Genomic DNA, 14,720 nt, shown 5'->3' with positions numbered 1-14,720 from the left:
CATGCCCGGCAGGGCGGCGTTGTGTCGCGAGCGGGGGTGTTTCTAGCGTCCGGTAGGTCCGTACGCACGACGGACGTCCGTCACCCCGCGCGCATCAGACACAGGCTCTCAGGAGGCAGTGGCCATGACCGATCGGTTCCGTGGGCGGCTGTGGTGGCGGGGGCTCCTTGCCGCCGCGCAGCGGGAGTACGACGCGCCAACTCCCCACTACGACAAGGTGATTGAGCTCCTCGACCAGGTGGTCGGGGCCCCCGTGCCCGGGGCCGCCCGGCGCAGCGCGAAGGCCCTGCAAGCCCTCGCGCTCACCCAGCTCGCCTACTCCGCCGAGTACGGCCCCCTGCGCACCGTCTACCTGACGGCGGCCCGCGAACTGTCGACCGGCACGCTCACCGCGCCCCGGGTGTCCGCCGCACCGAGCGGCCCGCCAGCACACCGGTCCGCCTGCCGTCCTCGATGACGAACTTCCCGTCGATCAGGACGTACGGGATGCCGACGGGCAGCGTGCGCGGGGACTCGAAGGTGGCGCCCGCCGAGACCGTGTCCGGGTCGAACAGGACGAGGTCCGCGCGGTAGCCCTCGCGGACCAGGCCCCGGTCGGGCAGCCGCAGCCGTGCGGCGGGCCGGGAGGTGAGGTGGGCGACGGTCTCCTCAAGGGACAGGATGCCCAACTCCCGTGCGTAGCGCCCGAGATAGTGCGGGAACGTGCCGTAGGCGCGGGGGTGGGGCTTGTCCCCCTGGAGGATGCCGTCGCTGCCGCCGGTGTGCACCGGGTGCCGCATGATGGCCCGCACGTTCTCCTCGTGCCCGACGTGCTGGAGGATGGTGGACCCGAGCCCGTCGTCGATGAGCAGCCGCCGGGCGGTGGTCCAGGGCGTCTCGCCGCGCAGGGCGGCGGCCTCGGCGACGGTCTTCCCGACGCAGCCGGCGAGCCCGGGATGGCTCACGCCCGAGATCTCGATGGTGCCCCAGTCGATGGGCACGCCGTGGCAGCCGTCCGCGCCGATGGCCTCCATGTGGTGGCGGACGCGTTCGGCGGTGTCGTCGTCGCGGAGCCGCGCGAGAATGGCCTCAGGCCCGCCCTCGCTCGCCCAACTGGGCAGCATGGCAACGAGAGTTGTGCACCCCGGGGTGTAGGGGTAGGTGTCGAGCGAGATGTCGGCTCCGGCGGCGAGGGCGTCGTCGAGAAGATGGAGGAGCTGGGGTGCCCGGCCCTTGTTCACGCCGAAGTTCATGGTGGCGTGGGCGAGATGGAGCGCGCAGCCCGCGTCCCGGGTGAGCCGCACCATCTCCTCGTACGCTTCGAGGGCGCCGGCGCCGTAGGAGCGGTGGTGGGGGCAGTAGTAGCCGTCGTAGCGCGCGACGACGCGGCAGAGCTCGGTGAGTTCGGAGTCGGTGGCGTACATGCCGGGCGTGTAGGTGAGCCCGGAGGACATCCCGACGGCGCCCTGCTCCATGCCTTGGGCCACCAACTGCCGCATGTGGTCGAGCTGTTGGGGGGTCGCGGGCCGGTCGTCCCAGCCGACGGCGTACATCCGGACCGTGCCCTGCGGGACGAGGTAGGCGGCGTTGACGGCGATGCCGCGGTCGAGGCGGTCGAGGTACTCGCCGACGGTGCGCCAGTCGAACTCGATGTCGCTGCCGTCGCCGTTCCACCCGGTGATGGCCCGGCGGACCTCGCCGAGCGTGCGATCGTCGACGGGCGCGTACGAGAGCCCGTCCTGCCCGAGCACCTCTAGCGTGACGCCCTGGGCGGCCTTGGCGCTGTGGTCCGGGTCGCGGAGCAGGGCGAGGTCGGAGTGGGCGTGCATGTCGATGAACCCGGGGGCCAGGGCGAGGCCGTGGGCACGGAGGGTGCGGCGGGCGGTGAGCGGGGGCTCACCGGGTTTCCTGATCGCGGCGATCCGGCCGTCCGTGATGCCGACGTCTGCGGGGTAGGAGGGGGTGCCGGTGCCGTCGATGACGCGGGCGTCCCGGATCAGGAGGTCCATGGGTGCCTCTCGTGTGGGTCGGGTGGTTTTCCCGCCCCTGGCGGGTGCGCCCCTCCGGGGGTGGGGTTGTGGCCGGGCGGGCTGCGCTGGGGCTCCGCCCCAGGGCCCGGTGGCCCCTTCCCGCCCCTTCCCGCTGTGACACTCTGCGGCTCCGCCGCGTGGCCTCCGGGGGTGGGTGGGGTCGGATCCGGCCGGGGGTGGGTGGGGTTCGGCTCCGGCCGGTGGTGATCGGTATTCGGCTGCGGGCCGTGGGTGGCTGGGCGCTCCCCCAAGTTCTCGGCTTCTCCCCCGAGTTCTCGGCTTCGCTCGAACAGGGGGGACCCCCATGAACAGGGGGACCCCCATCGCGGCGGAGCCGCACATGTCACAGCCCCGCGCCCCTGGCAGGGTTGGTGCCGGCCCGCACCGGAGTGCTTCAGCCCGTCATGGGGGTCCCCCTGGCCCTTATGGCCTTGGGGGAGTTCGAGGACGAGCGCCGTTCAGGCGCGAACGGGGTCCGGGGCGGAGCCCCGAAAGGGGTGCAGGGGACGGAGTGCCCGCGGGGGCGGGGGGGTCTGGGGCGCAGCCCCAGAAGCCGAACCACCCAACCCCTTGCACGGGAGGGAGGGTGGGCAGCCCCCTGGGGGTCTGGGGCGCAGCCCCAGGGGGGTGCGCGGGATCGGGGTCAGAAGTACGTGCGGATGTAGTCCGACACCGCACCGTCCCGCTCCACCACCGGAATCAACCCCCACTTGTCGAACACCGTGCACGGATGCGAAAGCCCCATCCCCACCCAGTCCCCGACCGACAGGGAAACCCCCGGCTCCGTACCGAGCCACCCGTGCTGATCGGAAAGCCCCGTCACCGAGATGCCCGACGCGGGCCGGACCTCTCCGGTGACCGCGTCCCGCACCAGCTCCGCCGACGGCATGTCCAGGTCGTACGCCGCGTCCCGCTTCCCCGCGTTCACGAACGCCTGCTCCGGCGTGGGCCGGGAGACGACCTGGGCCCAGAGGCGGAAGGCAGGCTGGAGGGCGCCTTCGGAGGGCACCCGGTTGAAGGGGGTGAGCTTCCGGTAGTGCCCCGAGTCGTGCGAGACGTACGCCCCGGAACGGAGCAACTTCAGTACGGGCAGCGACAGTTCGGGGATGTCGGCGAAGGCCTCCGCGACCGAGTCGAACCACGCCGATCCGCCCGCGCTGACCACGATTTCATCGAGGCCGAGCCCCGAGAACCGGCCCGCCTTGTCGAAGTCCACCGCCAGCGAGACGAGTCGGGAGAGGTAGGCGGAGACCCGTGCGGGGTCCGCCCGCGGCACCTCGCCCTCGTACCCCGCGACGCCGACGAGCCGCAGCGTCCCCGTGCGGGCCACCGCGTCGGCGACCTCCGCGCACTCCGCCTCCGTACGCACCCCCGTACGCGCGCCCTCGCCCGCCGCCAGCTCGACCACCACGTCCACCGGACGGGCGGAGCCCCGCAGCGCCTCGTCCATCAGCTCGACCCCGCGTACGGAGTCGACGTAACAGACGAAGCGGAAGGACGGGTCCCGCGACAGCTCCCCGGCGACCCAGCGCAGCGCGGCGGCGTCGACGAGCTCGTTCGCGAGGAAGATCCGCTCGGTCCCGAACGCCCTTGCCACGCGCACCTGGTGGGGCATCGCGAGCGTGATCCCCCAGGCGCCCCGCTCGACCTGGCGGGCGAAGAGCTGCGGCGCCATCGAGGTCTTGCCGTGCGGCGCGAAAGCCAGGCCGTGGCGTTCCGCGTACGTCTCCAGGAGGGCGAGGTTGTGCTCGACGGACTCCGCCGACAGCGTCAGGACCGGAGTGGTGAAGCCGCCGGTGAAGAGGTCGCGGCGCTGGGCGGCGAGCTCGGCGACGGTGAGCCCCTCCGCGTCCGGCGGCAGCCCCTTGAAACGGTGGTCGACGCGTTCGGCGCCCAGCGCCGCGAGCCTGTCTTCGCGATCGGTGACTGCCACGGAAACCTCACCCTCCTCGGCGTTGCATCATCTGCAACACCCATTGCGTATATCGCTCAATGCTGTCTAACATCCGGGCCAACGCCGGGTCAATGACCTGCCCCGGCCGCCCATCAGCGAGGAGCCAGCGGTGACCACCGGATCCCCAGCCGCCGCGAACGACGTCGACACTCCCGTCGATGTCGTCTGCCTCGGCGAGTCCATGGTCACCTTCCTTCCGGCCCGCCCGGGCCGCCTCGCCGATGTTCCCGCCTTCGAGCGGACCATCGGAGGCGCCGAGTCCAACGTGGCCTGCGCGCTCGCGGCCGCCGGGCACACCGCGAAGTGGGTCAGCCGGGTCGGCTCCGACGGCTTCGGCGACCACCTGGTCGAGGCGATCGGCTCGTACGGGGTCGACGTGCGCGCGGTGCGCCGCGACCCCGTGCGGCCCACCGGCATCTACTTCCGCACCGCCGACGACCGGGCGGCCGACGGTCACGAGGTGCTCTACTACCGCGCCGGGTCGGCCGCCTCCGCGATGTCCCCTGCGACCGTGCCGTACCGGGACGTGTGGGGCGGGCGGATCCTGCACCTGTCCGGCATCACGGCCGCGCTCTCCGACGACTGCCTCGCCCTGATGCGCGACCTCGTCCCGCGCCGGCCCGGCCGCCCCCTCGTCTCGTTCGACGTCAACTACCGGCCGGGCCTGTGGCGGGACGCGGCCGGGCCCCGGGTCCTGCTCGACCTCGCCCGCGGCGCGGACATCGTCTTCGTGGGGGAGGACGAGGCGGAGGCGGCCTGGGGGCTGCGCGGGGCGGCGGCCGTCCGCGATGCGCTGCCCGAGCCGGACGTACTGGTCGTGAAGCTGGGCAGGGGCGGCGCCATCGTCATGGAGCGGGGAGGCGAGGCGGCCGAGGGGCTCGCGGACGGCGCCGGAACGGCCACCCCCGTACGCCCTGCCACCCTCGTACGGCCCCCGGCCGTCGACGTGGTCGCCCCCGTCGGCGCGGGCGACGCCTTCGCCGCCGGGTTCCTCAGCGCCACCCTGCGCGACCTCCCCGTACGCGACCGCATCCGGCACGGGCACCTCATGGCCGCCGCCGTGCTCACCGTGCCCGGCGATCTCACCCGGCCCCCGGCACGCGCACACGCCGACCGGCTCGTGGCCCTGGACGACACCGCCTGGGGGAGACTTCGTCTCGGCCCCGGGTGGACGGGGGACGACCAGGAGGTACGTACGTCATGAGCCAGACCGTCGACCGGGCGCTGACCATCCTGCCGCTGCTCGCGCAGGGCCCCGCCGACCTCGGGCAGGTCGCCGACCGGCTCGGGGTGCACAAGTCAACCGCGCTGCGGCTCCTGCGCACCCTGCACGAGCACGGGCTCGTCTACCGCCAGGAGGACCAGCGCTACCGGCTCGGCGCCCGCCTCTTCGCCCTCGCCCAGGAGGCGGTCGAGAACCTGGACGTACGCGAGATCGCCCACCCCCACCTCGTCGCCCTCAACGAACGGATCGGGCACACCATCCACCTCGCCGTGCACGAGGAGGGCGAGGTCCTCTACATCGACAAGGTCGAGAGCCGCTACCCGGTGCGGATGTACTCCCGTATCGGGAAGCCGGTCGCGATCACCGTCGCCGCCGTCGCCAAGCTGCTGCTCGCCGACCTGCCGGAGGCCGAGCGCCGCGCCGTCGCGGAGAAGCTCGACTACCCCACCTACACGTCCCGTTCGACACCCAACGCCGCCGCCTTCCTCAAGGAGCTGGCGACCGTGCGCGAACAGGGCTGGGCCACCGACCTCGGTGGCCACGAGGAGTCCATCAACTGCATCGGGGCCCCCATCCGCGGTGCGGACGGCCGGGTCGTCGCCGCCATGTCGGTCTCCGCGCCGAACGTCGTCGTCACCGCCGAAGAACTCCTCACCCTGCTTCCCCAGGTGCGCCGCACCGCGGAAGCCATCAGCCGCGAGTACTCCGGCACGGCACCCAACACCCCACCCGCACAAGGAAGTTCCGATGACCGATAAGACCGCCATCACCCCGGCCACGCACACCACCCCGCCCGCCAAGTTCTCGCACGGCGTACGGAAGGGGAACATCCTCCAGGTCGCCGGCCAGGTCGGCTTCCTCCCGGCGGTCGAGGGCCAGGCGCCCACCCCGGCCGGCCCCACCCTGCGCGAGCAGACCCTCCAGACCTTCGCCAACGTCAAGGCGATCCTGGAGGAGGGCGGCGCGAGCTGGGACGACGTGATGATGATGCGGGTCTACCTCACGGACGTGGACCACTTCGCGGAGATGAACGAGATCTACAACGCGTACTTCGAGGAGCAGGACCTGAAGGCTCCCGCAGCCGCCCGCACGACGGTGTACGTGGGTCTCCCCGCGGGCCTGCTCATCGAGATCGACGCCCTCGCGGTCCTGGACGCGTAATTCCTTGCCGCCCTTAGCCACACCGCTCGACCCGCCGCACGGTGCGGCGCCCCGGACCGCCGGGGTGCCGTGCCGCGGTCCTCCCTGCCCTGGAACCCCCCTGCTGCACAACGGAGTTGGCACATGTTGTTCCAAGCTGTCGCGGCCGCCACCCCACCCAAGCCCGTTCACACGGGCGGCATCCTGCCCCTCGTCGGCGGCACCGCCGGCCTGCTGACCGTCGCCGTCCTGGGCGTCGCCCTCCTCCTCTTCCTGATCATCAGGGTCAGGCTCCAGCCGTTCGTCGCCCTGCTCGCGGTCTCCATAGCCGTCGGCCTGGGCGCGGGCCTGTCGGTCACCGAGCTCTTCGGCACGGTCCAGAAGTCCGCCGCCGTCTCGGTCGTCGAATCCGGCATGGGCGGCATCCTCGGACACGTGGCGATCATCATCGGGCTCGGCACGATGCTCGGCGCGATCCTCGAAGTCAGCGGCGGCGCCGAGGTGTTGAGCACCCGCCTCCTGCACCTTTTCGGCGAGCGGCGCGCCCCGCTCGCGATGGGCCTGACGGGGCTGATCTTCGGCATCCCGGTCTTCTTCGACGTAGGCATCTTCGTCCTCGCGCCGATCGTGTACGCCGCCGCCAAGAGGTCCGGCAAGTCGATCCTGCTGTACTGCATGCCGCTGCTCGCGGGCCTGTCCATGACCCATGCCTTCCTGCCGCCGCACCCCGGCCCGGTGGCGGCGGCCGGCCTGTTCCACGTTTCGCTGGGCTGGGTGATCCTGATGGGGGCCCTGGTCGGCATCCCGGCCGTCCTCGCCGCGTGGGCCTACGCCGCCTGGATCGGCAAGCGCATCTTCGTCGAGGTCCCGCAGGACATGCTGGAGGCCGCCGAGGAGGCGAAGGCCGCCGTCGCCGCCGAACAGCGGGCTGCCGGGGTCACCCCGCGCGAGGCGCCGGCGCCGCTCGGCGCGGTCCTCGCCATCATCGGTACGCCGCTGATCCTGATCCTGGCCGCGACGTTCTCCTCGATCGCCCTGGCCCCTTCCACCCCGCGGTCGGCCCTGGAGTTCTTCGGCAACCCCTTCGTCGCCCTGACCATCGCCCTCGTCCTCGCCTACTACCTGCTGGGCGTCCGGCGCGGCTGGTCCCGCAAGTCCCTTGAAACGGTGTCGACTTCGTCCCTGAAGCCGGTCGGCAACATCCTGCTGGTGGTCGGCGCGGGCGGCATCTTCGGCGCGGTCCTGAAAGCGTCGGGCATCGCGGACGCCCTCGCCACCACCTTCAACGGCGTAGGCCTCCCGGCCATCCTCCTGGCCTGGCTGATCTCGGTCGCCCTGCGCGTAGCCCAGGGCTCGGCGACGGTGGCGATCGTGACGACGGCCGGCATCGTGGTCCCCCTGGTGGAGGGTTCCGGCTACTCCCAGGCCCACCTCGCGCTGATCATCATGGCGATCTCGGCGGGCTCGATCTTCGCCTCGCACGTGAACGACGGCGGCTTCTGGATGGTCGCCAAGTACTTCGGCATCACGGAGCGGGACACCCTGAAGTCCTGGACGGTCCTGGAATCCGTCCTCTCCGTGACCGGCTTCGCGGTGGCGGGGTTGCTGAGCCTGGTGATCTAGGGGGACACCCCCTAGCCCTTCGGGCTCGGACCACGAGGGCGCCCTTCGGATGAGGGCGTCCTCAAATGTGCGCAACCTCCACAACTCCTTTTGTCCACTTGCCCGTTGACCACCCCAGCCTCAACAATGCGCATGACAAACCGCACTCCTTCATCATCCGAGCACCCTCAAAAGGGGAACCCCCACATGAAGAAGTCCTACGTCGGCGCACTCGGCGCCGTCTGTGCCCTGCTGCTCGCGGCCGCGGGCGCGGTGCCTGCCGTGGCCGCCCAGCCCTCCGACAGCAAGGCCCCCGCCGCGGCGGTCACCGCCCCCGCCAAGGCCGCCCCCGCCCAGCCCACCGTCAAGGCGGTCAACTTCGCCGGGACCGTGGCGCTGAGCAACTGTTCGGGCTCCGTGATCCGTACGCCCAGTTCGCAGCCGAACGACCCCGCGCTCGTGCTCTCCAACGGACACTGCCTCGAAAGCGGATTCCCCGCCGCCGGCGAGGTCATCACCGACCAGCCGTCGTCCCGCTCGTTCTCGCTCCTGAACGCCTCGGGCTCCAAGGTCGCCACCCTGCGCGCCACCAAGGTCTCGTACGCCACGATGACCGACACGGACATCTCGATCTACCAGCTCAGCACGACCTACGCCAAGATCCAGAGCAGCTACGGGATCAGCGCGCTCACCCTCAACGACGCGCATCCGACGCAGGGTTCGGCGATCAAGGTCGTCTCCGGGTACTGGAAGCGGACCTACAGCTGCAACGTGGACGGCTTCGTCTACCGGCTGAAGGAAGGCGACTGGACCTGGAAGGACTCGGTCCGCTACACCTCGTCCTGCAACACCATCGGCGGCACCTCCGGCTCCCCGGTGATCGACACGACCACCGGCAAGGTCGTCGCCGTCAACAACACCGGCAACGAGGACGGCGAGCGGTGCACGGACAACAACCCGTGCGAGGTCGACCAGAACGGCAACGTCACTGTTCACCAGGGTATCAACTACGCCCAGGAGACGTACATCATCGTTCCCTGCATCGGGGCCGGCAACAAGATCGATCTGACGCGCGCCGGTTGCACTCTGCCGAAGCCGTGAGCTTGTAGGCACAACCAAGTACAACAACATGGCAGCAGCGCCGCCCGGGGGAGTGGGCGGCGCTGCTGTCCTGTGCGGTGCCGCGCTACGGCAGGGCGTGGACGTGCGGGCCCACCGCGTTCGACCAGGCTTGGCCCGAGGACGCGTCCCAGTTGGTGGACCACGTCATCGCGCCGCGCAGGCCCGGGTACGTCTTCGACGGCTTGAACGAGCCGCAGTTCGTGCCCTGGGTCAGGCAGTCCAGCGCCGCGTTCACCACCGACGGGGAGACGTAGCCGCTGCCCGCGCCGGACGTCGACGCCGGCAGGCCCAGGCCCACCTGCGACGGGTCGAGGCCGCCCTGGAGCTGGATGCAGGCAAGCGCGGTCAGGAAGTCGACCGTGCCCTGCGAGTAGACCTTGCCGTCGCAGCCGTTCATCGAGCCGCTGTTGTAGTACTGCATGTTGACGACGGTCAGGATGTCCTTGATGTTGAGGGCCGTCTTGAAGTACTCGTTCGACGGCGACTGCATGTCGATGGTCTGCGGGGCCATCGTGATGACGAGCTTGCTGCCCGCCTTGGCGGAGAGGGACTTCAACGCCTGTGTCATGTAAGTGGAGTTGAGGCCGTTCTCCAGGTCGATGTCGACGCCGTCGAAGCCGTACGTCTGCATCAGCGAGTAGACGGAGTTCGCGAAGTTGCTGGCCGAGGTGGAGTCGCTGACCGAGATCGTGCCGTTCTGGCCGCCGATCGAGATGACCACCGACTTGCCCGCCGCGTGCTTGGCCGCGATGTCCGCCTTGAACTGGTCGACGGTGTAGCCGCCCAGGCCGTTGGTGTCGAGGGTGAAGCTCACCGCGCCCGGCGTCGTCGTGGCGTCCGCGAAGGCCACGGCGATGATGTCGTAGTTCGCCGGCACGTCGCTGATCTTCTGGACGGTCGCGCCGTTATTGAAGTTCTGCCAGTAGCCGGTCACCGCGTGCTTGGGTACGGTCCCGCCGCCACCCGGGTTGCCGCCGGTCGCCGACGTCGTGCCGGTCACCGCCGCCGACTTCGGGGACTCGCCCGCCGCATTGGTCGCGGTCACCTGGAACTGGTACGAGGTCGACGCGCTCAGCCCGGTCACGGTCGCCGAACTGCCCGTCACCGACTGCACTTTGGTGCCGCCCTGGTAGACGTTGTACCCGGTCGCGTTCGACACCGCGCCCCACGACAGGTTCACCGAGGACGAGCTGACCGAGCCGACCGCGAGCCCGCCCGGAGCCGCCGGGATCGTCGGCGCGGGGTCGCCGCCCCCGCCGCCGTCGGGCCCGTACACCGAGATGTCGTCGGCGTAGTACGCGGGCTGGCCGTACCAGCCGTGCGTGTAGATCTGCACCGAGGTCGTGGAGGAGCCGGTGGTGAAGGTCGTCGACAGCTGGCTGTAGCCGCTGCCGGTGCCCGGCGTCCAGGTCGAGACGTCGGTCGTGCCGGTACCGCTCGCGCCGAGGTAGACGTAACTGCCCTGCACCCAAGCGCTCAGCGTGTACGTCGAGTTGGGCTTGACGGCGACGGTCTGCGAACACTGGCCGGTGTCGGACCCCGACGGGGTGGCCTTGAGGGCGGCGGTTCCGCCGTGCACCGGGGAGGAGACGACCGAGCCGCTGCCGGCCGAGCAGCTCCAGCCGCCGAGGCCCGACTCGAACCCGGCGTTCTTGGCGTTGTTGACGTCGGCCGCCGAGGCGACCCCGGTCAGGCCGGCTATGGACAGCGCGCCGGCCGCGGCCACGGCCAACCCGAATCTTGCACGGTTCACTTGCTGCCTCCGGGAGGGGAGTTGGGAGGTGAGGGGACGTGGGGGTGGGGGCGTCCTGGTCGCACAACTTGGTCCAGACCAATTAGGTTGTCAAGGCCTCGGGCGATGACCGGTACGAGGTGCCGTGCCGTGTTCCCCGGCCGGAAGTCCCCCAGGGCGAAGGGTCAATTCCGGCCGCAAGGCTGGCCGACTTTCAACGCAACTCCCGTCCCATGCGCACCAAAACCAGCCGTGGAAGCACACAGGAAAGGAGAAGACGGTTCTCCGGCCGGTAGGTCGTGGATAAAGTGCTGAGGCAGGTGGGAATTGCAGTGATCAGTTGCGGTCGTGGGGGCTCGCACACGCTCGCGCGTCCGAAGGAAACGGGGGCCGCAAGGTGGCGACCGCGATCAGCGAACGGGGGCCCGCGACGTGCCGACCGCGATAGCCGTCACCAGCCCCGACCTGGTGCTGCCGCCGACCGATCCGCAGACGCCGCTCGCGGCGCTGCTCCAGTCGCCGCACGCCCAGCCCCTCGACGCCGCGCTCGTCGACATGCACCGGCTCCTCGAACAACACGGCTACGTCATCGCCTTCTATCCGGCATCAATTGACGCCGCCCATGAACACCGGCTGCATACCGTTCGGTCTCTCCTGGAAACCGATCGGATCACCCTGATCAAATCCGATCTGCCGCCGCTCGGACTGGCCATCCTCGTACGGCAGTTGAGGCAACTCTCGGTCTGCGACTTCAGCCCCGGCGTCATCGCCTCGGCGGCCCGGCTGCTCTCCCACTACATCCACGCGGGCGCCGTCCTCAACTCCGTGACCCGCCTGGAGCGCGTCCCGGTCGGCCTCACCGCACACGCCAAGTCCTGGATGCCGGGCAGTCGGTTCGCGGTCCTCGCCAACCCCGATCCGCAACTCGTCAAGGTCGGCCCGGCCGGGGCCCTCACCGGGCCGGACTTCGCCTGCCACCTCCTGCTGGCCAGAGGCACCGCCAACGCCGACTGGATCACCGGCACCCTCGCCCCCGCCTGGCAGATCAAGGCCGTGCAGGAAGCGGCCCTGCCCGCTGACTCGGCCGCCTGGTGGGGCACCGGAAAGCTGACCGAGTTCGCGGCCTACCTGCCCGACATCTCGGTCCTCTACCAACTCGTCGCCTCCGTACGGCGCGAACAGTGCCGCTGGTGCGCCATGGAGCTCATCGGCGACCGCTGCGGATTCTGCGCCTCGCGGCAGCCGCCCGACGAGGAGCCCGCCGACCCGTACGGCGCCGCCGCCCTCGGCCCCGTCCCCGCCTCCGCCTACCGCGCCCGGCCTCTCACCCGGGCCGAACGCCGCCGCGCCATCGCTCCCGGACCCTGATCCAACGCGCCTCAGCAGCCCGCCACTTGCCCGCTCCGCCCCACGTCAGCGAACGAGGTCGTACGGTCGATGAACTCCCGACAGCGCCGCGGCATCATCCTTCTCCTCCTCTCGGTCCTGTGCGCCCTCGGGGCGTTCGCAGGGGTGCTCACGGTGATCAGCGACGTGAACTCCAAGGTGGGGCCGGAGGTGACGGCGTACAAACTCAAGGACGACATCCCCGCCTACACTCCGCTCAAGGCCGACCTGTTCGTGAAGACGAGCATGCCCAAACGGTGGCTCTCGCAGGGTGCGGTCACCGACATCTCGGACGTCAACGGCAAGATGGCCGCGACCCGCCTCACCCGCGGCTCGCTGCTCCAGAACGGCATGTTCACCGAGCGGCCCCAACTCAAGCCTGGCGAACAGGAGATCGCCATCATGATCGACGCGGCGACCGGAGTCGCCGGAAAGATCAACGCGAGCGACACGGTCAACATCTTCGCCACCTTCGCCGCCACCAAGCAGGGCGACACCCCCGAGTCCAAGCTCATCGTCGCGAACGCCCGGGTCATCGCCGTGGGTCAGCTCCAGGCGCTCAATCCGGATGCCGCTGCCAAGAACCAGACCACCCAGGCCGTCCCGATCACCTTCGCCCTCTCCACCCTCGACGCCCAACGGGTCGCCTACGCCGAGTCGTTCGCCACCCATGTCCGCCTCGCGCTCGTCGGCCGCGGCAACGGCGACAGCACGATCCCGCCCGGTGACCGTACGTACCGGCTCGAAAAGGACCAGTGAGGTGCGGATGACCACCAGAATCCTTCCGGCCGTCGCCGACGCGGACGCGGCCCGCTCCGTCACCACCCTGCTCAGCCAGCTCCCCGACGCCGAACCCGCGATGCCCGTCGGCGACTCCACCCAGCTCCTCGACACCCTGGCCAGGCTCGCGGGCGAGTCCCTGGACGAGCTCCCCGAGGTCGTCCTCGTCCACGAACGCATCGGGCCGGTCCCGGCCCTGGAACTGATCCGCGAAGTCGCCCTGCGCTTCCCCGCGGTCGGCGTCGTCCTGATCTCCTCCGACGCCGGGCCCGCGGTCTTCTCCGCCGCCATGGACTCCGGCGCCCGCGGCCTGGTCGCGCTGCCCCTGGCGTACGAGGAGCTGGCGGTACGCGTCCAGGCGGCGGCTCAGTGGTCCGCGGGTGTACGCCGCCACCTGGGCGCCAGCCTCGACGTCTTCACCGGGCCCGGCGGCACCGTCACGACCGTGACCGGCGCCAAGGGAGGCGTCGGAACCACGCTCGTTGCGGTCCAACTCGCCCTCGCGGCACGGGCGTCGGGCCGCACGACCGTCCTGCTCGACATGGACCTCCAGGCCGGCGATGTCGCCTCCTACCTCGACGTCCAGTTCCGGCGCTCCATCGCCGACCTCGCGGCGATCACCGACATCTCGCCCCGGGTCCTCGCCGACGCCGTCTTCAACCACGAGAGCGGGCTCGCCCTGCTGCTCGCCCCCGGCGAGGGCGAACGCGGCGAGGAGGTCACCGACCGGGCCGCCCGCCAGATCATCGGCGCGCTGCGCACCCGCTACGAGGCCGTCGTCGTGGACTGCGGCACCCAGATGAACGCGGCCAACGCCGCCGCCGTCGAAATGGCCGACGTGGCCCTGCTCGTCACCACCCCGGACGTCGTGTCCGTACGGGGCGCCAAACGGACCGTACGGATGTGGGACCGGCTCCAGATCCGCAAGGCCGAGGAGACCACCACGCTGGTCAACCGGCACACCCGGCACACCGAGATCCAACCCCAGCTCGTCCAGAAGATCACCGGCACCCGGGTCGCGCAGACCGCGATCCCGGCCCACTTCAAGGAACTCCAGGCCGCCGTCGACGCGGGGCGCCTGCACGACCTCGACAACAAGAGCACGGTGAAGCAGGCCCTGTGGGCGCTGGCCGGCGAACTCGGCCTCCTCAAGGCCCCGGAGGGCAGAGCGAAGGCGCGGGCCGCGCGGGGCTCGGGACTGGTGCTCAGGCGCAGGGGCGGCTGATGAGGCCGATGCGCGGGACGCGTCTCCTACGGATTCCCCGGGGCGAGCGGGACCGGGGGCAGACGGTCATCGAGTTCGTCGGCGTGGTCCCGCTGATCCTGCTGCTCCTCGTCGCGCTGTGGCAGTGCGCTCTGGTCGGCTACACCTTCGTCCTCGTGGGCAACGCGGCGGACGAGGGGGCGCGGGCGGGGGCGGCGGCGGAGGGGGACGCGGTGGCCGCGTGCCGGACGGCGGCCCTGCATGAGGTGCCCTCGTCCTTCCACCCTGACTCTCCTGCTTGCGAACCGGAGGGGACGGGCATGTACCGGGCCACCGTCACCCTGCACATCCCCATCCTGATCCCGGGCGTCCTCAACGGCTTCCCCGTCGACGGCACCGCCGCCCATGTGAAGGAGCGCTGAGCCGTGCGCATGCGCTTAGAGCCTGTGTCTAAACCCCGCCCGGGCCCGGGGCGTCTGGCACGCACGCTCGCCGCGTTGCCGAAACGCCCTAGTAGCTCCGCTACGAGGACCTTCCGGCGCCTTGCGATCGCACGCACCAGACGC

General features: G+C 70.9%; 13 protein-coding genes. 10 read left to right on the top strand and 3 right to left on the bottom strand.

Annotated elements, in window-relative coordinates; genetic code table 11:
- Positions 1-124 precede the first annotated feature (124 nt).
- Positions 125-457: an alkyl sulfatase dimerization domain-containing protein gene (locus ACWC2B_RS31720; protein ID WP_450722671.1), complete on the top strand. Its 333-nt coding sequence runs from the start codon at positions 125-127 to the stop codon at positions 455-457.
- Here the strand turns inward: ACWC2B_RS31720 and ACWC2B_RS31715 are convergent.
- Entirely contained in the window at positions 387-2,315 is a 1,929-nt protein-coding gene (locus ACWC2B_RS31715; protein ID WP_450722669.1) for an amidohydrolase family protein, read from the bottom strand. The two genes, ACWC2B_RS31720 and ACWC2B_RS31715, sit on opposite strands and share 71 nt — an antisense overlap.
- 337 nt (positions 2,316-2,652) lie before the next feature.
- Entirely contained in the window at positions 2,653-3,942 is a 1,290-nt protein-coding gene (locus tag ACWC2B_RS31710; protein WP_450722667.1) for an amino acid deaminase, read from the bottom strand.
- Between the two features lie 130 nt (positions 3,943-4,072).
- Between ACWC2B_RS31710 and ACWC2B_RS31705 the strand changes: the two genes are divergently transcribed.
- The 5 genes from ACWC2B_RS31705 to ACWC2B_RS31685 all read left to right on the top strand — a co-directional run bounded on the left by ACWC2B_RS31705 (position 4,073) and on the right by ACWC2B_RS31685 (position 9,031).
- Positions 4,073-5,167: a sugar kinase gene (locus ACWC2B_RS31705; RefSeq protein WP_450722665.1), complete on the top strand. Its 1,095-nt coding sequence runs from the start codon at positions 4,073-4,075 to the stop codon at positions 5,165-5,167.
- Positions 5,164-5,946 carry an IclR family transcriptional regulator gene (locus ACWC2B_RS31700; protein ID WP_450722663.1) on the top strand — a complete coding sequence of 261 codons (783 nt, stop codon included), beginning with the start codon at positions 5,164-5,166 and terminating at the stop codon, positions 5,944-5,946. The genes ACWC2B_RS31705 and ACWC2B_RS31700 overlap by 4 nt, the downstream gene beginning before the upstream one ends.
- Positions 5,936-6,349 carry a RidA family protein gene (locus ACWC2B_RS31695; protein ID WP_450722661.1) on the top strand — a complete coding sequence of 138 codons (414 nt, stop codon included), beginning with the start codon at positions 5,936-5,938 and terminating at the stop codon, positions 6,347-6,349. Before ACWC2B_RS31700 ends, ACWC2B_RS31695 begins: the two co-directional genes overlap by 11 nt.
- Positions 6,350-6,472: 123 nt before the next feature.
- Positions 6,473-7,951 carry a GntP family permease gene (locus ACWC2B_RS31690; protein WP_450722659.1) on the top strand — a complete coding sequence of 493 codons (1,479 nt, stop codon included), beginning with the start codon at positions 6,473-6,475 and terminating at the stop codon, positions 7,949-7,951.
- A gap of 186 nt (positions 7,952-8,137) precedes the next feature.
- Entirely contained in the window at positions 8,138-9,031 is an 894-nt protein-coding gene (locus tag ACWC2B_RS31685; RefSeq protein WP_450722657.1) for a S1 family peptidase, read from the top strand.
- An 85-nt stretch (positions 9,032-9,116) separates the two neighbouring features.
- Here the strand turns inward: ACWC2B_RS31685 and ACWC2B_RS31680 are convergent, their stop codons facing one another.
- The gene (locus tag ACWC2B_RS31680) at positions 9,117-10,805 is read right to left on the bottom strand and encodes a chitinase (RefSeq protein ID WP_450722655.1); all 1,689 of its coding nucleotides are present in this window, start codon (positions 10,803-10,805) and stop codon (positions 9,117-9,119) included.
- Between the two features lie 411 nt (positions 10,806-11,216).
- Here ACWC2B_RS31680 and ACWC2B_RS31675 point away from each other — a divergent pair, with 411 nt between their 5' ends.
- From ACWC2B_RS31675 to ACWC2B_RS31660, 4 genes are all read left to right on the top strand, one after another.
- Positions 11,217-12,152: a hypothetical protein gene (locus ACWC2B_RS31675; protein ID WP_450722653.1), complete on the top strand. Its 936-nt coding sequence runs from the start codon at positions 11,217-11,219 to the stop codon at positions 12,150-12,152.
- A 69-nt stretch (positions 12,153-12,221) separates the two neighbouring features.
- Positions 12,222-12,929, top strand: coding sequence for a Flp pilus assembly protein CpaB (gene cpaB, locus ACWC2B_RS31670; RefSeq protein ID WP_450722651.1), 708 nt, complete (start codon positions 12,222-12,224; stop codon positions 12,927-12,929).
- A 7-nt stretch (positions 12,930-12,936) separates the two neighbouring features.
- Complete coding sequence (locus ACWC2B_RS31665; protein WP_450722649.1) at positions 12,937-14,175, top strand: AAA family ATPase; 1,239 nt, start codon at positions 12,937-12,939, stop codon at positions 14,173-14,175.
- Positions 14,176-14,183: 8 nt separating this feature from the next.
- Positions 14,184-14,576, top strand: a complete 393-nt coding sequence (locus ACWC2B_RS31660; protein WP_450722647.1) for a TadE/TadG family type IV pilus assembly protein — start codon at positions 14,184-14,186, stop codon at positions 14,574-14,576.
- The last annotated feature ends 144 nt before the right edge of the window (positions 14,577-14,720 follow it).

The organism is Streptomyces sp. NPDC001415 (genome assembly GCF_053597395.1).
The sequence above is the reverse complement of the archived record's forward strand: the minus strand, read 5'-3'. Positions and strand labels throughout refer to the sequence as shown.

What these genes read in the sequence shown, in the direction of transcription:
- ACWC2B_RS31720 (WP_450722671.1), top strand. Translation starts at nt 125, where the DNA reads ATGACCGATCGGTTCCGTGGGCGGCTGTGGTGGCGGGGGCTCCTTGCC.
- ACWC2B_RS31715 (WP_450722669.1), bottom strand. Translation starts at nt 2,315, where the DNA reads ATGGGGGTCCCCCCTGTTCGAGCGAAGCCGAGAACTCGGGGGAGAAGC.
- ACWC2B_RS31700 (WP_450722663.1), top strand. Translation starts at nt 5,164, where the DNA reads ATGAGCCAGACCGTCGACCGGGCGCTGACCATCCTGCCGCTGCTCGCG.
- ACWC2B_RS31695 (WP_450722661.1), top strand. Translation starts at nt 5,936, where the DNA reads ATGACCGATAAGACCGCCATCACCCCGGCCACGCACACCACCCCGCCC.
- ACWC2B_RS31690 (WP_450722659.1), top strand. Translation starts at nt 6,473, where the DNA reads ATGTTGTTCCAAGCTGTCGCGGCCGCCACCCCACCCAAGCCCGTTCAC.
- ACWC2B_RS31685 (WP_450722657.1), top strand. Translation starts at nt 8,138, where the DNA reads ATGAAGAAGTCCTACGTCGGCGCACTCGGCGCCGTCTGTGCCCTGCTG.
- cpaB (WP_450722651.1), top strand. Translation starts at nt 12,222, where the DNA reads ATGAACTCCCGACAGCGCCGCGGCATCATCCTTCTCCTCCTCTCGGTC.
- ACWC2B_RS31665 (WP_450722649.1), top strand. Translation starts at nt 12,937, where the DNA reads ATGACCACCAGAATCCTTCCGGCCGTCGCCGACGCGGACGCGGCCCGC.
- ACWC2B_RS31660 (WP_450722647.1), top strand. Translation starts at nt 14,184, where the DNA reads ATGCGCGGGACGCGTCTCCTACGGATTCCCCGGGGCGAGCGGGACCGG.